The organism is Halomonas sp. TH-94, assembly GCF_057473365.1.
Map to the genome: position 1 here is coordinate 1 of NZ_JBYCKL010000017.1, position 16,083 is coordinate 16,083.

Consider the following 16,083-nt stretch of genomic DNA (forward strand, 5'->3'; position numbering starts at 1 on the left):
CCTGGGGCGTTAACGTCTCGGCCAGTCTCAGCGATGCCTGGTCGGTCTCCCTGGGCTACGCCGAGAACGACAGGAACTTCGATCTCGATAACGACGCTCTGGTCGGCATCGTTCGTCACCACTTCAACCAGGACGTCTACGCCTTCCTCGAAGCGGGCCGCTACGACCGCACCGACAACAACGTGGCGGCGGGTCTCAGCGTCAGCTTCTGAGGTAACGCGCTCTGTGTCCGACTAGCTTGCTTTCGGCCCGGTGGGTGGCAGTCCCACCAGGCCTTTTTTCATGCGCTAGCCAGGCGTGATGAAGCTTTTCTCAGGCACGACAAGGCTCGGCAAGCGCAGTGCTTGCCGAGCCGCTGGAACGCCCCTCTTGATCCCCTCTTGCTGCCCTCTCGCTCAGGCGCTCCTGGCAAGCCCGAGATAGGCCTGCTGTACGGCATCGTCGGCGCGCAGCGCCTCGGCCGTTCCCTCGCCCACCACGGTGCCGTTCTCGATCAGATAGCCGCGGTCGGCAATGGCCAGGCTCTTGCGGGCGTTCTGCTCGACGAACAGCACGCTCACTTCGATCTCGCGGATCCGTTCCAGCGCCTTGAAAAGCTCTCCGGCCATCAACGGCGACAGGCCCAGCGAAGGCTCGTCGAGCAGCAGCAGGCTGGGCGCCGACATCAGTGCACGACCGATCGCCACCATCTGCTGTTCGCCACCGCTCATGGTGCCGGCCACCTGGCCCAGACGCTCCTCGAGCTTGGGGAAGAGCGTCATCACCCGCTCCAGGCTGCGCCTTTCCTCGGCTCTGGCCCGTTTGGGATAGGCACCCAGCAGCAGATTCTCGCGTACCGTCATGGCACCGAAGATCCCCCGCCCTTCCGGCACCAGGGCAATGCCGGCCTCCACTATCCTGTGAGGCGCCAGCCCGAGAAGGTCGACGCCGTCCAGCTGCACTTCGCTGCCCGGGCGGGCCGGCACCTGGCCGGTAATCACCGACAGCAGGGTCGACTTGCCCGCCCCGTTGGCGCCCAACATGACCACCATTTCACCGGCGTGCACTCGCAGGTCGATACCCTGGAGCGCGAGATGCTGGCCGTAGGCGGCGGATACATCGTGTAGTTCAAGCATCGACATCGTCTCCCAGGTAGGCTCGGACCACTTCCGGTTCGGCCAGGGCCTCCGCCGGCGTGCCCTCGGCGATCTTGGCCCCGGCGTTCATGATCACGCAGCGGTCGCACAGCGATCGAATGGCATCCATGACATGCTCGACCATCACCATGGTGACGCCTTCGCCGCGAACCTTGCGCAGCAGCTCGATGGCTTCGACCAGTTCGGACGGGTTGAGCCCCGCCAGCCACTCGTCCAGCAGCAGCAGGCGCGGCTGCAGCGCCAGTGCCCGGGCCAGCTCGAGGCGCTTCTGATCCATGTAGGTGAGATCCTTACCCAGCGTCAGGCGGCGGTGCGCCATGCCGACCCGCTCCAGCAACCCCTCGGCCTTGGAGTCGGCGGTTGCCCCCCAGGTCGGCTGGGCGCCGAACCCCAGGCCGGCCTTGACGTTGTCCAGGCAGTTCATCGAGGGCAGCACCCTGACGAGCTGGAAGGTCCGTGCGATGCCCTGACGGGCGATGCGGTTTGGCGGCAGGCCGGCGATGTCGCTACCCGCCAGGCGAATCGTGCCCGCATCGGGCTTCAAGGCCCCCGACACCAGGTTCATCATGGTCGTCTTGCCCGAGCCGTTGGGCCCCAGCAGCCCGACGATTTCCCCTTCGGCGATGTCGAAGCTCAAGCCGTCCACCGCCCGCAGGCTACCGAAGCGGCGCGTGACGTCGCACACGGAGAGCAGCGTTGTCGATGTCGTCATAGTGCGCTCTCCTTCTGCAGGTTTTTCCCGGCACGCCGGCCCGGGAAACGCTCACGATAGCGCTGCACATAGCTGTCGATCAGGCCCGCCACACCGTGAGGCACCATATAGACGATGGCCAGGAAGGTGATGCCCAGCAGGATGCTGAACAGATGCGGGAAGTTGGAGGAGAGATACTCGAACAGCAGCACCATGGGAATCACTCCCAGCAGCGGCCCATAGAGTCGTCGCGCACCGCCCAGCAGCGCCATGATCAGCACCTGGAACGAGATGTTGGGGTTGAAGGCGATGCTCGGGTCGAGATAGGTCCAGCGAGGCGCCACGATGGCGCCCACCAGCGCCATGAAGGCGGCGCTGAGCGAGAACACCAGCACCTTGATCAGGGTGATGTTGACACCGCAGTGCAGCGCCACCGTCTCGTCATCGCCGATCATGCGCAGCGCGAAGCCGACCCGGGAGCGCTCGATCAGCCAGCCGACGATGAACAGCAGCGCCAGCACCGCCGTGAGCTGCCAGACGATCTGCTCCTGAGTGATGTCGAGGAACACATAGCGGCCCACGCTGCCCGCCTGGGTCGACTCGTACCAGTTCACCACCTGGCGAATCAGCTCCGCCAGCCCGAAGCTGAAGATGACGAAATAGACCCCGCGCAGGCGCAGCGTGGAGAGCCCGACCAGCAGCGCCACCACAAAGGCGATGCCCGCGGCGAGCAGCAGCACCGCGCCCCAGGGTAGCTGCTCGCCGAGTACCGCCACGGTATAAGCGCCGATACCGAAGAAGGCCACGGTCGCCAGCGAGACATAGCCGCTCGGCCCCGAGAACATCGCCCAGGCGGTGGCCAGGATGGCGAACATCAGGAAGTTGATGGCAAGCGACAGCCCATAGCCGCCCACGAAGCCGGGCAGCAGGGCGAGGCCGACGACACCGGCCAGCAGCAGGACGGCGCCGAGCAGCGTCGAACGTGAGTTCGTGGTCATGCTCCGGCCCTCCCCATCATCCCGGTCGGCCGTATCAGCAGCACGATCAGAAACAGCGCGAAGGTTGCCGCCAGCGTCAGCCCCGGCGCCACGTACACCGCCACGAAACTCTCCACTAGGCCAAGGATAAGCCCTGCCGCCAGGGCCCCCAGCAGATGACCGGCACCGCCCATGATCACCACGATGAGCGCCTTCATGGTGAAGACGACCCCCATCGAGGCATTGAAGGTAGTGAACATGCTGACCAGCACGCCGCTGGCGGCCACCATGCCGCCCCCCAGTGCAAATGCCATGGCCGAGGCCGCACGCACGTCGATACCGGCCAGCTGTGCCGCCCTGGGGTCGACGGACACCGCCCGCAGCGCAGTGCCGGGGCGGGTGCGTACCAGCAGCAGATAAAGTGCCGTGCCCAGCACCACCGCGACGCCTACCGCCAGGAGGCGATCCGCAGCAATCGGTGAGCCGGCAATCATGAACACGTTGCTGATGTAGGTGTAGCTAAAGTAATTGCTGCCGAAAATCAGCAGCACCAGCCCCTGGATCACGAACAGCAGGCCGAAGGTGGCCAGAATGCTGTTGACCTCCAGCTCGCCGCGATCTCGCGAGCGCTTCACCAGTGGGTGCAGCATGATCTGATAGATCAACCAGTTGGCGCCGAATGCCACCGGCACCACCAGCAATAGCGCCAGCAGCGGATTGATCGCCTGCACCTGGAATAGCCAGTAGGCGGAGAAAGCGGCAGCGATCAGGAACTCCCCGTAGGAGAGGTTCATGATCCTGGCGACGCCGTACTGCAGCGTCAGCCCCATGGCCACCAGGGCGTACATGCCGCCCAGGGTGAGGCCATTGAGCAGGGCATCGAGAAAAGCCATGGTTTACCCTGTGTTCTAGACTGGCAGCGGCAGGCGAGGCGCCTGCCGCTGGGTTAGCTCAACGCCAATCGGGCTTGGGCAGCACGATCTCCGCCGCGCCTTCGCGGTCGCTGGGGCCGATGGCGCGGAACACGCCGTCCTGCCACTGGCCGACCTGCCACCCTTCCCAGTAGGCGCGTCCATCCAGGGTGATCTCCCCCAGCACCGTGTCGAAGGTGCCGTTCTCCATCTCGGCCACGACCTGCTCGTGATCGAGGCTGCCGGCCCGCTCGATGGCCTGCTGCAACACCTGCAGACTGGCGTAGGTCGGGGCACTTGCCCAAAGGTCCGGCGCCTGTCCGGTCATCTCGGTATGGCGTTCGATGTAATCCACCATCACCTCGCTGTCGGTATCCACGCCGCCGATGCCCAGCACCCCTTCGACGTTGTCGTCGAAGCGGTTCTTGAACAGCGGGAACGCCGTCCCCACGGCGGTATAGAACAGCGGCGGATTGAAGCCGAGGGTCTGCGCCTGATCGGTGATGGCGATGGTTTCAGGCGGGTAGCTGAAGGCCAGGAACGCCTCGGGGTCGCGCTGGCGGGCACTGTTGATGATGCCCTGCATGTCCTGGGTGCCCGGCGGATACGACTGGCTGTAGACGACATCGAAATCGGCCTCCTGCAGCAGCGCCCGGGCCGCGTTGGCCAGCTCGATGCCGAACTGATCGGCCACGTTGACCATGGCCACCCGGCCTTCGATCTCGCCGCTCTCACGCAGCTCCTCGAGCATGGTCACGATGCCCTCGGCGTAGTGGCTGGAGGTGCTTAGGAAGAAGAAGAGTCGCGGCCAGCGGTCCATCAGATCCTGCTGGCGGTCGGATACCGCCGTCACGGCCAGGTGCGGATAGCCGGCGCGGTGCAGCACCGGCGCCACCGCCAGGTTGAGCGCCGTGCCCCAGGGCGGCAGCACGAAGTGCACCTCATCCTGATTGATCAGCCTTTCGACGGCGCGAACCGCCTCCTCGGAGCTGCTGCGGTCGTCGTAGGCCACCACCTCGATGGGAAGCTGGCGGTCCCCCACGCGGATACCGCCGGCCTGGTTCACCTCCTCCACCCACAGCTTGTAGTTCGGGGTGATGGTGGTGCCGGCGCCCCCGGCGTAGGGTCCCGTATCGGAGACGGCATAGCCGATGCGAATGCTCTCCGGCAGGTCGTCGGCCATGGCGGGAAGGCTCAGGGCGACACAGGCTCCGATTCCCAGTAACGCCCGGGCAAGTGAGGTCGATGGCATGATTGCGGCTCCGTTCTTGTTGTGGCTGGATAGCTTTCGCATACACAAGTTCGAATAACGAACAAATATACGCATTGCATATCGAGCCTAGAATCGCCGCGAGTCGAGGTACAGTCATGCCAAAGTTGTAGCTGTGACTGAATTACAAAAAAATCAGTAATTACAGAAGGATAAAGCAACTTAACGTTGTATCTAAGCGTCTTATATCGTTTATAAATCGGGTCTATGCATTTTGGCAGGTCCAGCCTGACCGAACTGTATGAGCATGACCCACCGGTGAGATCTAGCCCCTCGCCGCAAACGCTACGGCAATGTGGGCGGCACCGTGGGAGACGTACATCTCATCCAGGTACTCTCTCAGCCTCAAGGGCCATCGATAGCTTATTGAGGGTTATTCGGATGTTACGGCTGTCAGTGCCTTCCGCCAGCGATCCCAAGGGGGATGGGGGTCCATCGCTGCGAACAGATAGTCGAGGAAAGCGCGCACCTTGCGTGAGCGAAGGCGTCGTTCAGAAGTCAGCACATGAATGTCGCGCCGCCCCGGCATGACCTCGCAGCGCCAGGATTCGAGCAGGGCGACCAGCGCGCCGGATTCAAGCTCGTCGGCAATCAGCCAGGTCGGGAACATCACCAACCCCTGACCTAGCAGGGCAGCCTGAACCAGGCTGAGGGCATCGTTGCTGTAGAGATTGCCGTTGACCTCGAAAGGCACGGCACTGGATTGATCCGGTGCCTGAAAGTACCAGCGCTGCCGGCCCAGCTCGCCGTGATAGAGCAGGCAGTTGTGTTTAATGAGTGCCTGCGGCGACACGGGCTCTCCATGCGCCCGAAGATAGTTCGGTGCCGCGGCAATCACGTAGTTCATCGGCGCCAGGCGACGCGCTACCAGCGAAGAATCCGGGAGATCCCCCACTCGGAAGGTGATGTCGTGTCCTTCGCGAACCGGATCGACCACGCGGTCGTTGAGCTGCAATTCGGCGTCGATCGAGGGATAGCGACGCTGAAAGCGATGCAGCAGTGGCACGATCTGGCGCTGGCCGAAAGCCACCGGCGCGTTGATGCGCAGCGTGCCACTGGGCTCGGCATCTGGATGCGCCAGCGCCTCCGTGGCGAAGTCGAGCCGCTCCAGGATATCGCGCACCTCTTCGTAATAGCGCCAGCCCGCCTCTGTCAGCGTCACTGCACGGGTATGCCGGTAGAGCAACGGTTGACCCACCGCCTCTTCCAAGCCTCGGATCTGCCGAGAAATGGAAGAAACGGCTCGCTGGAAGTGGCGTGCGGCGGCAGTGAAGCTTCCCGTGGCGGCGACACGCTCGAAGACGCGCAGCGCATTGAGATCCATCGAGCTGATATCCCTTATGTTGCGTTTCACGCAATAAAGATTTGCACACTTTCCGATTGTAGCAAAAGACAGCCGCTACCAGACTGCATGCATTGGTTTCCCGCTTCGGGGCCAGAGAGCGTTCACGAGAGGAGACAGCGTATGCGCAAAGGTACCGCACTGGTCGTCGGCGCCACCGGGATCACCGGTGGCAATCTAGCGTCCTACCTGGTTGCCAGCGGCTGGACAGTCTATGGACTTTCGCGCCGCGCGACCGAACAGAGCGGCGTGATACCGGTTGCCGCAGATCTGCTCGACGAATCGGCAACCCGAGAGGCGCTGGCCGGCCTGCCGATCACCCATGTCTTCTACTGCACCTGGATTCGCCGCGACAACGAGAAAGCCAACGTCGAGGCCAATAGCGCCATGATGCGCAACCTCTTCTCGGCACTCGATGGCGCCGATCTGCAGCACGCCTCGCTGGTGACGGGAACCAAGCAGTATCTCGGTTCGTTCGAAGCCTACGGCAGCGGCCGCACCGAGACGCCGTTCCGCGAATCCGAGCCGCGCGTCCCCGGCGACAACTTCTACTACGCACTGGAAGATGTCCTGTTCGAAACCGCCGAGCGCCAAGGCTTCACCTGGAACGTGCATCGACCGCACACGGTAATCGGCTACGCCCGCGGTAACGCCATGAACATGGGCACCACGCTTGCCGTCTACGCCTCGATCTGCAAGGCGACCGGTAAGCCGTTCGTGTTCCCAGGGTCACAGGTGCAGTGGAACGCACTGACCGACATGACCGACGCGCTGGTGTTGGCCCGTCAGATGGAGTGGGCCGCGACGACGCCGGGGGCGGCAAACCAGGCATTCAACACCGTCAACGGCGACGTTTTTCGCTGGCGCCGCATGTGGCGCGAGATCGGCGAGTACTTCGGTCTCGAGGTGGCGGACTGCCCCGAAAAACAGCAGCCGCTGGACACGCAGATGACGGCGGCCGACGCAACCTGGCGTGACATTGCCGAGAAGCATGACCTGGTCGAGCCGGACGTTGCCAAGCTGGCTTCCTGGTGGCACACCGATGCCGACCTGGGCCGCGACCAGGAGTGTGTCAACGACACAACGAAGTCACGCGACTTCGGTTTCGATCATTTCCGCGAGACCCGCGGTGCGTTCTTCGACCTGTTCGATCGCCTACGCGCCGAGAAGATCATTCCCTGATCGCATAAGCTCGGTGGGCACCCGAGTTCGACTCAGCTCTCCATCGCCGCGAACGCTACGGCAATGGTGGGCGGTGCCGTGGGGCGGGCGTACATCGTCTTCAGGTACTCTCTCAGCCGCGGTGTGTTGCCGAGCAAGTTCTCCTCGCTCACCCAGTCCAGGGTATAGGCGGCGTTGAAGTCGGCCACGCTGAGCCGGTCGCCGACCAGGTACTCGCGCTCCTGCATGTGGCGCTCGAGCACTGCCACCATCTCCGCGCACTCCTCCCTGGCCTGGTCGACATCCTGAGGCAGGCGCTTCTCGTCCGGGTAAAGGAAGGTGTGGCGAGCGATACGCCACAGCGGCGGCTCGATCTCGGTCATCAGGAAGAATATCCAGCGGTACATCTGGGCTCTTTCTTCCACAGCTTCCGGAACGAAACCCGCCTGTGGATATTTCTCGGCCAGGTAGAGCTGTATCGCGGCCGATTCGGTGATGACCTGGTCGCCGTCGACAAGCACCGGGACCTTGGCGGCGGGGTTGAGCGCAAGGAAATCGGGGTGAAGATGCTCCCCTTGCAGGAGGGCCACCGGGACCTGCTCATACTCCAGGCCGAGTTCGTTGAGCATCCAGATCACACGCAGGGTGCGGGTCGGGGGCGTTCCGTAGAGTGTCAGCATTTCCGGCTCCATCGATTGGCAGGCATCCGCTGTGTTGCAGGCCTCTCATCCAGTCGAGCGGGAGCGGGTGAAATCGACATTAACTGGCGGTGGCCACCGCTGCCGGAACGGAAGACTCGTCGAGCGAGCATTCACAAACGAGAAGAGCCAGCGCTTTTTTGCGCTGGCTCTTCTCATCGTGACAGGTTGCCGACCCGCGGCACGGCCTTGGCCGTTAGAGGTAGTAGTTGTTGCGCAGGCGGGGCTCATGCTGACGGTAGGCAGCTTCGCTCATCCGCTCGAGCAGACGATAAACGGCAGAACCGATGCGCTTGATCAGAGGAGCGCTGGTGCTGGGGGCGGTCACACTGTGGGAAAGCGTCTGAGTGGTCATGGTGGCGGTTCTCGGTTACTTCATGAGGATGCTAACAGAATAGTCGAGATTTAGACTTTAGTCTAATTTATTCGTCTTTAGTCGCATACGCCGCGCTCAGGCGCTTGGAGCCATACCCGAACGCGAGGCAGCGCTGCCCGGCAAGCCCCCGCCAACCGCCCCCCTACCGCTGGTTTCACGGGGCCTCAAAGCCCGATCTCGACCTGCTCGCCCATGGGGACCGCGCAGCACGTCAGCACATGGCCATCGGCGGGGATGACCAGCGGCTTGCGCGTGTAATGCACGCTTCCCGAGAGCAGCCGCGTAGCACAAGTGCCGCATTTTCCCGAGCGGCAGTTGTAGGCAGGTTTCAGCCCCGCCGCCTCGGCGGTTTCCAGCAGCGTGCCGCTCTGCGCGGTCCATTCGGCCTGGGACTCCGAGTGGGCGAAGGTAATCGCTGCGCGCGCAGGTAACTCCACGACCGGACCTATCTCTTTCGGCTCATCGAGTTCGCCCGCGCCGAAAAATTCGTAGTGGATATGCGAGCGGTCGATGCCCATGTCACGCAAGCCCGTATACAGCGCTCGCATGAAACTCTCGGGACCGCACAAATAGAACTGATAACCGCCGAAAGGGAGAAGCTCAGCAAGCACCTCCATGCTCAGCCGCGCCTCGGTATCGTGGGTGTGGCCCAACCTGTCGCCCACCCCCGGCGCCGAATACACAGTGAAGAGATGCAGCCAGTCGTGCTGGCTGGCGAAGGCTTCGAGCTCGCCGCGAAACGCCCGGCTGGCACCGTTCCGAGCGGCATGGATGAAGTACACCTCGCGTCGAGGCGCGCCGCCACGCAGCGCGCTCACAAGTCCGTCGAGCATGGCCATCATCGGCGTGATGCCGACGCCGCCGGAGAGCATGACGATGGGCTGGGTGCCGTCGTCCAGCACGAAAGCTCCCGCTGGCGAGGCGACGTCGATCGTATCCCCGCTCTCAAGCCGGTCGTGCAGCAGGCGGGAAGCCCGGCCGTGCGCTTCACGCTTGATGGAGAGGCGGTAGTCGCGCCCGTTTGGCCCTTGCGAGATCGTGTAGCTGCGCAGAATCGGTCCGTCATCGTCCTGAAGCCGGATCGGCAGGAACTGCCCTGCGACGTGCGGCTCGATCGGGCCGCCATCCGCAGGTGACAGATAGAAAGAGGTGATGGTGTCGCTTTCCCTGCGTTTCGAGACGATCTGGAAGCGGCGATAACCGTCGGTCCTGAGCGCGGCCAAGCGCACCTCATCCCAGGTGCCTGTGGCATCGAGTGCCGGCCACTGTTCGGCAAGCTTCGCGGTAACCGGCAAGGTCGCGGTCGCGTGCCACACCTCATCCGGCACCACATCGACGATACGCTCGGCGCCCGTAAAAGCGCCGGCGCGTCCTGGGCTCCAGTCGATGGTGGCACGACCTGTCAGCACTACCGCCTCACCGGTTTCGAAATCCGGCACGAACAGGGCGACCCGGCCATCGCTTTCGATGTTGCCGAGCGTGTTGAACATGCGGTTGCCGGAAAAATCGGGAAAGGAGAGCGACCCATCGTCGTTGATGCCGAGAAACCCCGGCCGCCCGCCGCGGTGTGAGGCATCGACCCCGGAGCTTCCCCCTTCGAGCGGACTGGCCGCACGGGAGGCGATGAAGAAGGTGTCGGCGGATTCGATAATGCGACGAACCGCCGGGTCATCCAGGCTGCTGCATCGGCCGTTGGCGGCCGAGGGCTCGCCCCTGGCGGGAGCCAGGGAGCGAGTCTGAATGTATTGCGGGCAATTCCCGAAGCTCTGGTCGACCGCAATGGTAATTGCGCCATCCGAGCCGCGCTGCACTCGGCCATTCATCCGATTGCGCCGCCGGTTGGTGAGATCGACCCCGACGACACCGACACTCGCACCCGGCGTCAAATTCAGCCCGAGCTCATCTGAGAGAATCGGGGCACGTTGCAACACCAGCGTATTCGGCGTGGGCGATGACGAATAGCCAGGCGGCCCGAAGACGGGCACGCACCATGGCCGCCCCGCCGGGTCGAGCAGCCCGAGAAACAGCATCGGCAAGTTCTCGAAAAAATCGCGATGCTGCTGCGGCATCTCCGGGCGCACGAAAGCCGCCGCACTCTCGAGCCAGTCGTCGGAAACCTCGGCACGCGCCTGGACGGCACGCTCGCCGGCGTGAAAGACATTGTCCTGTGCCATGGCGGTGCCCCTCTCGGTCAGGCGGTTGCGGGAAGTGGCGTACGAGCCATACCGACAAAGCCTTTCTGCGCCTCCACCCTGGCCAGCCAAGCCCGGATCGACGGGTAAGCATCGAGACTGACGCCGCCTTCGGGCGCATGGGCGATGTAGCTGTAGCCGGCCACATCGGCGATCGTGATCGTCGGCCCGGCCAGGAAATCGCGGCGTTCCAGAATCGGCTCCATGTGGGCGAACAATCGATGCGCCGCTGCCTTTGCACCTTCGTGATCCAGCGATGCGCCGAAGACCGTCACCAGCCGTGCCGCGCAAGGGCCACGCGCGATTTCACCGGCGGCCACCGATAGCCAGCGCTGCACCTCAGCCGCGGCTTTGGGGCTTTCAGGCAGCCAGTCATGGCCGGTGGGATAGGACTTCACCAGGTAGATCAGAATGGCGTTGGAGTCCGACAGGGTCACGCCGTTGTCATCGATGGCCGGGACCTGACCGAAGGGGCTGATGGCGAGGAATTCGGGTGCCTTGTGCGCGCCGTTCGCGAGATCGACATCGACCGATTCATAGGGCAGGTCGAGCAGCGCCATCATGAGTTCGACGCGGTGGCAGTGGCCTGATTTCGGGTGCCGGTAAAGTTTGATCGGGACGGCTCGAGTGGGGAAATTGGGGTTCATGCTTGGGCTCCTGTGAACGAAACATGGGGACTTTCGCGCTCGATGTGATGAGCTGTTCACGAGGATATTGCTTTCCAAAAATCCGCAGTAGGTGGCAAAATTGAAACTCAGGCTTCCATTATTTGGAAGCCACAGGTTCGATGGATCGGTGACCCATGCCCGACAGACTGCAAACAATGGCCATGCTCCTCAGAGTCGTCGACGAAGGCAGCATCACCGCGGGCGCCCGGGCTCTGCGAATGCCCATCGCAACCGTTAGCCGCAGGATTTCCGAGCTGGAAGCCGACTTGAACGCCGAGCTGGTCCTGCGTTCGCCCCGTGGGCTGACGTTGACCGAAGCGGGCACTGCCTACGTGGCGGCTTGCCGCAGGATTCTGGAAGAGGTGGCCGAAGCGGAACGTGACGCCTCGGGCGAATTTTCGGCGCCTCGGGGGACGCTGACCCTGACGGCACCGATCGTATTCGGACGTTTGTATGTCCTGCCGGTGGTCACGGCTTTCCTACAGTGCCATCCGGAAGTGAACATTCAGCTGCAACTCACCGACCGCCCGATGAGTATCGGTGAGGAGCACATCGATATGGCCGTGCGTATCGGCCCGCTGCCGGATAGCGGCCTGATCGCCCGCAAGGTCGGCGAAGTACGCCAAGTCGTCTGTGCCAGCCGCGCCTTTCTCGACGAGCACGGAAGGCCCGCTGCGCCGAGCGATCTCGAAGGTGCCTCCTGCATCACCTTCGATCAGCTGCTGGCCACCCAGGCCTGGCGCTTCGAAGCGGGGGGAAAGTCGCTGCGCATTCCTGTTCAAGCACGCCTAACCGTGAACACGGCCGAAGCGGCGCTTGATGCGGCAGAAGCGGGGCTCGGTTTTACCCGCGTGCTCTCTTATCAGGCCGCACCCAGAATACAGGCCGGGCGCCTTGAAACCGTATTGCAGGCGTGGGAGCCATCGCCTTGGCCGATCCACCTGGTTTACGAGCGCCGGCCGCTGCTCCCGCAGAAGCTGCGAGCCTTCATCGATTTCGCGGTACCGCGTATCGCGCAAAGCGTGAAGGAAGGGTTTGCTGAGGCTGACAGTTGACCACCCACGTACTGCCTTTTTATGTAGCCGAGTTCGAGGTCGCGCTGCGCTGGCAAGCCCAAGGATGCGCGGTAGGCCAGCAAAGAATCGGGGGCAGGCCACGATTCATTTCAAACCGTGGCTTCCTCAGTGGACACAGGCCCGCCTTTACACCACTGCTGCCGCCACCGCCCTGGAACGCCAGGCAAACCCCAACACCATCAACAACCCCAGCACGGCCATCGCCGCACCGGCCAGGGAAATCGCCGGGTAGCCCAGGCCGAAGTTGATCACCGCACCACCCAGCGCCGCACCAATGGCATTGCCCAGGTTGAAGGCGCCGATGTTCACAGCCGAGGCCAAGTTGGGCGCGTCCTTGGCGGCTTCCATCACCCGCATCTGCAGCGGCGGCACAATGGCGAAGCTGGCGATACCCCAGATCAGAATGGCCGCAGCAGCCGGTAGCGGCCAGCGCATCAGCACCGTGAACGCCAGCAATACCAAGATCAGCGCACTCAGCGAGACGATCAGGGTGTGGTCGACAGAGCGATCCGCCGCCTTTCCGCCCCATATGTTGCCCAACGTCAGGCCGATGCCGTATAGCACTAGCATGGCGGTGATGAAGGTGGTGGACGCCTGGGTCTCGCTGCTGAGGATCGGCACGATATAGGTGAATACGGTAAACATCGCACTGGACCCGACCACGGTCAGGGCCAAGGCTGCCAGCACAGAGCCACGACCCAGCACGCGGATTTCAGCCAGCACGCCGCCGCCTTTCGGCAGAGGCACATTGGGCAATGCGAACCACAGCGCAAGCATGGTCAACACACCAAGGCCGGTAATGCCCCAGAACACCGTGCGCCAGCCGAACACCTCGCCAAACCAGGCTGCCAACGGCACGCCACCGATGGTCGCCAGGGTTAAGCCCATGAACATCGCCGCCACCGCCCCCGCCCGTTTGTCCGGCGCGACCAGACTGGCGGCGACGATGGAGCCGACGCCAAAGAAGGTGCCGTGATTAAGCGAGGTCACCAGCCGGGCGACAAGCAGGCTGTAGTAGTCAGTCGCCAGCGCCGACATCAGGTTGCCCAGAGTGAAGATGGCCATCAGTCCGATCAACAAGTAACGCCGGGGGATCCTGCCCGTGGTCAGAGTCATAAGGGGCGCACCGAGCAGCACGCCCAGCGCATAGGCGCTGACCAGCAGGCCGGCAGCAGGAATGGAAACGCCGAGATCGAGCGCAATGCCCGGCAACAAGCCCATAGGGGAGAACTCGGTGACACCGATGCCGAAGGCACCAATGGCGAGCGCTACAAGGGGGGGATTTATACGCATGGAAAGGCTCCTCATCTATGCCGCGAATGCTACAATTCGGACATTGCAAGCGGTAGGTAGCCTCTGCGGCAAACACCTTTGCTTGGGAGGAACAAATGGACTTTAGCGGCAGGTCAGGTGAAATGGTCGTGTTCGCCAGCGTGGCGGAGGAAGGCAGCCTGTCGGCCGCCGCGCGAACGTTGGGGCTGACACCCTCGGCCGTCAGCCGAATCATCGCGCGCACTGAACAACGCCTCGGTACCCGCCTGTTGCTGCGCACTACCCGCGCGATCACTTTTACCGCCGAAGGCGAGGCCTATCTGCGTGGTGCTCGACGCATCCTTGCCGATATGGCCGAGGTCGAAGAGGCCATTGCTGACCAGGGCGTGCCCAAAGGCCGCTTGCGCGTAAGTGCTGCGCTCGGCCACGGGCGGCTGGCCATCGTGCCGTTGGTGACCGCATTCAGCGCGCGTTACCCGAACATCACTGTTGACCTCACTCTGGGCGACGAAGTAGTCGATATTCTCGGCGGCCAGGCCGACGTAGCCGTGCGCTTCGGCCATCTGCCCGACAGCCCACTGACCGCTCGCCGCATAGGCGATACCGGCCAGGTGGTGGTGGCCTCCCCAGACTATCTCCAGCGTCACGGCACGCCGCAGCAACCGGAAGACCTGCTGCAACACAACTGCCTGCGCTTCAACTTCCGACGTGCTGAACCCAACTGGCCGTTCATCCGCGACGACCAGGCATTCTCCCTCAAGATATGCGGCAATATCGAATGCAGCAGCGGTGAGGCGCTGGCCCAATTCGCACGGGTGGGCGCCGGCATCGCGCGCATCGGCGAATTCAGCGTGGCCGAGGATTTGCAGCGCGGCGACCTGGTGCCGCTGCTGGAAGCCTTCAATCCCGGTGATAGGGAACCCATTCATGCGGTGTTCGTGGGTGGCTCCGCGATGCCGGCGCGGGTGCGATTGTTCGTGGACTTCCTGCTAGAGAATCACTGCATGTGAACAGGCGATAGCTCCGAGGGTAAGTGATGGCTTTCGGCCAGAAGCGGCCCCTAGGAAGTATCCGCCTCGGCCGAAAGCAGCCTCGTGGCAGTCTCTCTATGCCAGTCGTCGCCTCGCCCATGAGGCAGCGTTACTAGGCTGTTGGCACTGTTCCTCCGTCAATGAAAAATTCGGACCCCGTGATGGATGCGGCGCGAGGCGAAGCTAGAAAAGCAATAAGGTTAGCGACCTCGGACGGCGCGGAAGGGCGGCCGATCGGAATACCACCGATTGAATCCATAATTACCTGTTTACCCCCTTCGTAATCCGTTCCTGCTTCCATCGCCAGTCGCTTAGCCAGTGCGACGGATGATTCGGTTTCGACCCACCCAGGCGCAACCCGCAAGACTCGAACACCTTGCGGTGAAACTTCTTTCGATAGGCTTTTACTGTAAGTGGAGAGCGCAGCTTTGGCAGCGGCATAAGCAGTCGTTGATTCAGGTAGGGGCAGCCTGCTCTGGATAGATGTTACATGAATGATGACGCCTTTTTTTCGCGCTAACATATCGGGGAGCAAGGCCCGATCCAGACGCACGGCGGGAAGCAGATTCAAGTCGAATTCGCTTTGCCACTGCTCGTCGTTTAGCGCAGCAAACCCTCCCCCTGGGGCTGACGAGCCGCCCAAAACATGAATGAGGATGTCCACCGTTCCCAAGAGACGTTTTGCCTCGGTCACCAGGAAATCACATCCCTCTCTGGTCATGAGATCAGCCGAAACACACTGGTCGTCAGCCATATCGGCAGGCGCGTGACGGGCCGAGGTCACCACCTTTGCTCCCTGCTCGAGGAACAGTGCAACTACGGCTCTTCCGACCCCTTTGGTGCCTCCGGTGATCAAGACCCGCTTGCCTGCCAAGTCGAGGTTCATTAGTTAATCTCCAATGAGCGAATCCGGCCATCCTGCAGCAGAAATACGTGGCTCAGCTCCGCTGGACTGCCTGGAAAATTACCGACAACACGAGTCTTGACGACCAGATGGCCCTCTTCATTTGATGATTCCAGGGGCTCGACACGGTAGGTAAAGGCTTGCTTTGCATCACGCTGCCAGGCCTCGATAGCTTTGACTCCTTGGTGTGTCTGGTTCTCGTCGATCACCGTGGCATCTGTCCAAAAGCAGTCCACGACACGGGTGGTGTCGCCACCATTACTGATTTCAAAGAACGTCTCGACGGCTTTAGGTAGTAGTAGGTGCATCATCGGATCTCCTGGCTGTTAAGCAATGGGGTTACGGAGCAACCTTGCAGTTAGGATACGAGCCGCCCAT

17 protein-coding genes are annotated in these 16,083 nt (G+C 62.7%); 4 read left to right on the forward strand and 13 right to left on the reverse strand.

Annotation, left to right across the window (positions count from 1 at the left end; genetic code table 11):
• The coding region (locus tag AC2VNO_RS02985) for a hypothetical protein (protein ID WP_486932750.1) at positions 1-212 on the forward strand (212 nt) is incomplete at its 5' end.
• 183 nt (positions 213-395) lie between these two features.
• On the opposite strand, the gene AC2VNO_RS02990 is transcribed toward AC2VNO_RS02985, so the two are convergent.
• The 6 genes from AC2VNO_RS02990 to AC2VNO_RS03015 all read right to left on the reverse strand — a co-directional run bounded on the left by AC2VNO_RS02990 (position 396) and on the right by AC2VNO_RS03015 (position 6,309).
• Positions 396-1,115, reverse strand: coding sequence for an ABC transporter ATP-binding protein (locus tag AC2VNO_RS02990; protein ID WP_486932751.1), 720 nt, complete (start codon positions 1,113-1,115; stop codon positions 396-398).
• Positions 1,108-1,848 carry an ABC transporter ATP-binding protein gene (locus AC2VNO_RS02995; RefSeq protein WP_486932752.1) on the reverse strand — a complete coding sequence of 247 codons (741 nt, stop codon included), beginning with the start codon at positions 1,846-1,848 and terminating at the stop codon, positions 1,108-1,110. The genes AC2VNO_RS02990 and AC2VNO_RS02995 overlap by 8 nt, the downstream gene beginning before the upstream one ends.
• Positions 1,845-2,825 carry a branched-chain amino acid ABC transporter permease gene (locus AC2VNO_RS03000; RefSeq protein WP_486932753.1) on the reverse strand — a complete coding sequence of 327 codons (981 nt, stop codon included), beginning with the start codon at positions 2,823-2,825 and terminating at the stop codon, positions 1,845-1,847. The genes AC2VNO_RS02995 and AC2VNO_RS03000 overlap by 4 nt, the downstream gene beginning before the upstream one ends.
• Complete coding sequence (locus AC2VNO_RS03005; RefSeq protein WP_486932754.1) at positions 2,822-3,697, reverse strand: branched-chain amino acid ABC transporter permease; 876 nt, start codon at positions 3,695-3,697, stop codon at positions 2,822-2,824. The genes AC2VNO_RS03000 and AC2VNO_RS03005 overlap by 4 nt, the downstream gene beginning before the upstream one ends.
• A 58-nt stretch (positions 3,698-3,755) precedes the next feature.
• Complete coding sequence (locus AC2VNO_RS03010) at positions 3,756-4,967, reverse strand: amino acid ABC transporter substrate-binding protein (RefSeq protein WP_486932755.1); 1,212 nt, start codon at positions 4,965-4,967, stop codon at positions 3,756-3,758.
• Positions 4,968-5,358: 391 nt separating this feature from the next.
• Entirely contained in the window at positions 5,359-6,309 is a 951-nt protein-coding gene (locus AC2VNO_RS03015; protein ID WP_486932756.1) for a LysR family transcriptional regulator, read from the reverse strand.
• A gap of 141 nt (positions 6,310-6,450) precedes the next feature.
• Between AC2VNO_RS03015 and AC2VNO_RS03020 the strand changes: the two genes are divergently transcribed.
• Positions 6,451-7,509 (forward strand): SDR family oxidoreductase, encoded by a 1,059-nt coding sequence (locus AC2VNO_RS03020; RefSeq protein ID WP_486932757.1) that lies wholly within the window; start codon positions 6,451-6,453, stop codon positions 7,507-7,509.
• 32 nt (positions 7,510-7,541) lie between these two features.
• On the opposite strand, the gene AC2VNO_RS03025 is transcribed toward AC2VNO_RS03020, so the two are convergent.
• From AC2VNO_RS03025 to AC2VNO_RS03040, 4 genes are all read right to left on the reverse strand, one after another.
• On the reverse strand, positions 7,542-8,168 hold the full coding sequence (locus tag AC2VNO_RS03025) for a glutathione S-transferase family protein (RefSeq protein WP_486932758.1): 627 nt from the start codon (positions 8,166-8,168) through the stop codon (positions 7,542-7,544).
• 214 nt (positions 8,169-8,382) lie between these two features.
• Positions 8,383-8,541, reverse strand: a complete 159-nt coding sequence (locus AC2VNO_RS03030) for a hypothetical protein (protein WP_486932759.1) — start codon at positions 8,539-8,541, stop codon at positions 8,383-8,385.
• Positions 8,542-8,726: 185 nt separating this feature from the next.
• The gene (locus tag AC2VNO_RS03035; RefSeq protein WP_486932760.1) at positions 8,727-10,736 is read right to left on the reverse strand and encodes a 2Fe-2S iron-sulfur cluster-binding protein; all 2,010 of its coding nucleotides are present in this window, start codon (positions 10,734-10,736) and stop codon (positions 8,727-8,729) included.
• A gap of 17 nt (positions 10,737-10,753) precedes the next feature.
• The gene (locus tag AC2VNO_RS03040; protein WP_486932761.1) at positions 10,754-11,401 is read right to left on the reverse strand and encodes a glutathione S-transferase family protein; all 648 of its coding nucleotides are present in this window, start codon (positions 11,399-11,401) and stop codon (positions 10,754-10,756) included.
• 176 nt (positions 11,402-11,577) lie between these two features.
• Between AC2VNO_RS03040 and AC2VNO_RS03045 the strand changes: the two genes are divergently transcribed.
• Positions 11,578-12,477 carry a LysR family transcriptional regulator gene (locus AC2VNO_RS03045; RefSeq protein ID WP_486932762.1) on the forward strand — a complete coding sequence of 300 codons (900 nt, stop codon included), beginning with the start codon at positions 11,578-11,580 and terminating at the stop codon, positions 12,475-12,477.
• 147 nt (positions 12,478-12,624) lie between these two features.
• Here the strand turns inward: AC2VNO_RS03045 and AC2VNO_RS03050 are convergent, their stop codons facing one another.
• On the reverse strand, positions 12,625-13,791 hold the full coding sequence (locus AC2VNO_RS03050) for an MFS transporter (protein WP_486932763.1): 1,167 nt from the start codon (positions 13,789-13,791) through the stop codon (positions 12,625-12,627).
• A 95-nt stretch (positions 13,792-13,886) separates the two neighbouring features.
• Here AC2VNO_RS03050 and AC2VNO_RS03055 point away from each other — a divergent pair, with 95 nt between their 5' ends.
• A complete protein-coding gene (locus AC2VNO_RS03055) occupies positions 13,887-14,780 on the forward strand; it encodes a LysR family transcriptional regulator (RefSeq protein ID WP_486932764.1) in 894 nt (297 codons plus the stop codon).
• A gap of 133 nt (positions 14,781-14,913) precedes the next feature.
• On the opposite strand, the gene AC2VNO_RS03060 is transcribed toward AC2VNO_RS03055, so the two are convergent.
• Entirely contained in the window at positions 14,914-15,687 is a 774-nt protein-coding gene (locus AC2VNO_RS03060; RefSeq protein ID WP_486932765.1) for an SDR family oxidoreductase, read from the reverse strand.
• On the reverse strand, positions 15,687-16,016 hold the full coding sequence (locus AC2VNO_RS03065; RefSeq protein ID WP_486932766.1) for a nuclear transport factor 2 family protein: 330 nt from the start codon (positions 16,014-16,016) through the stop codon (positions 15,687-15,689). Before AC2VNO_RS03065 ends, AC2VNO_RS03060 begins: the two co-directional genes overlap by 1 nt.
• Positions 16,017-16,083 lie beyond the last annotated feature (67 nt).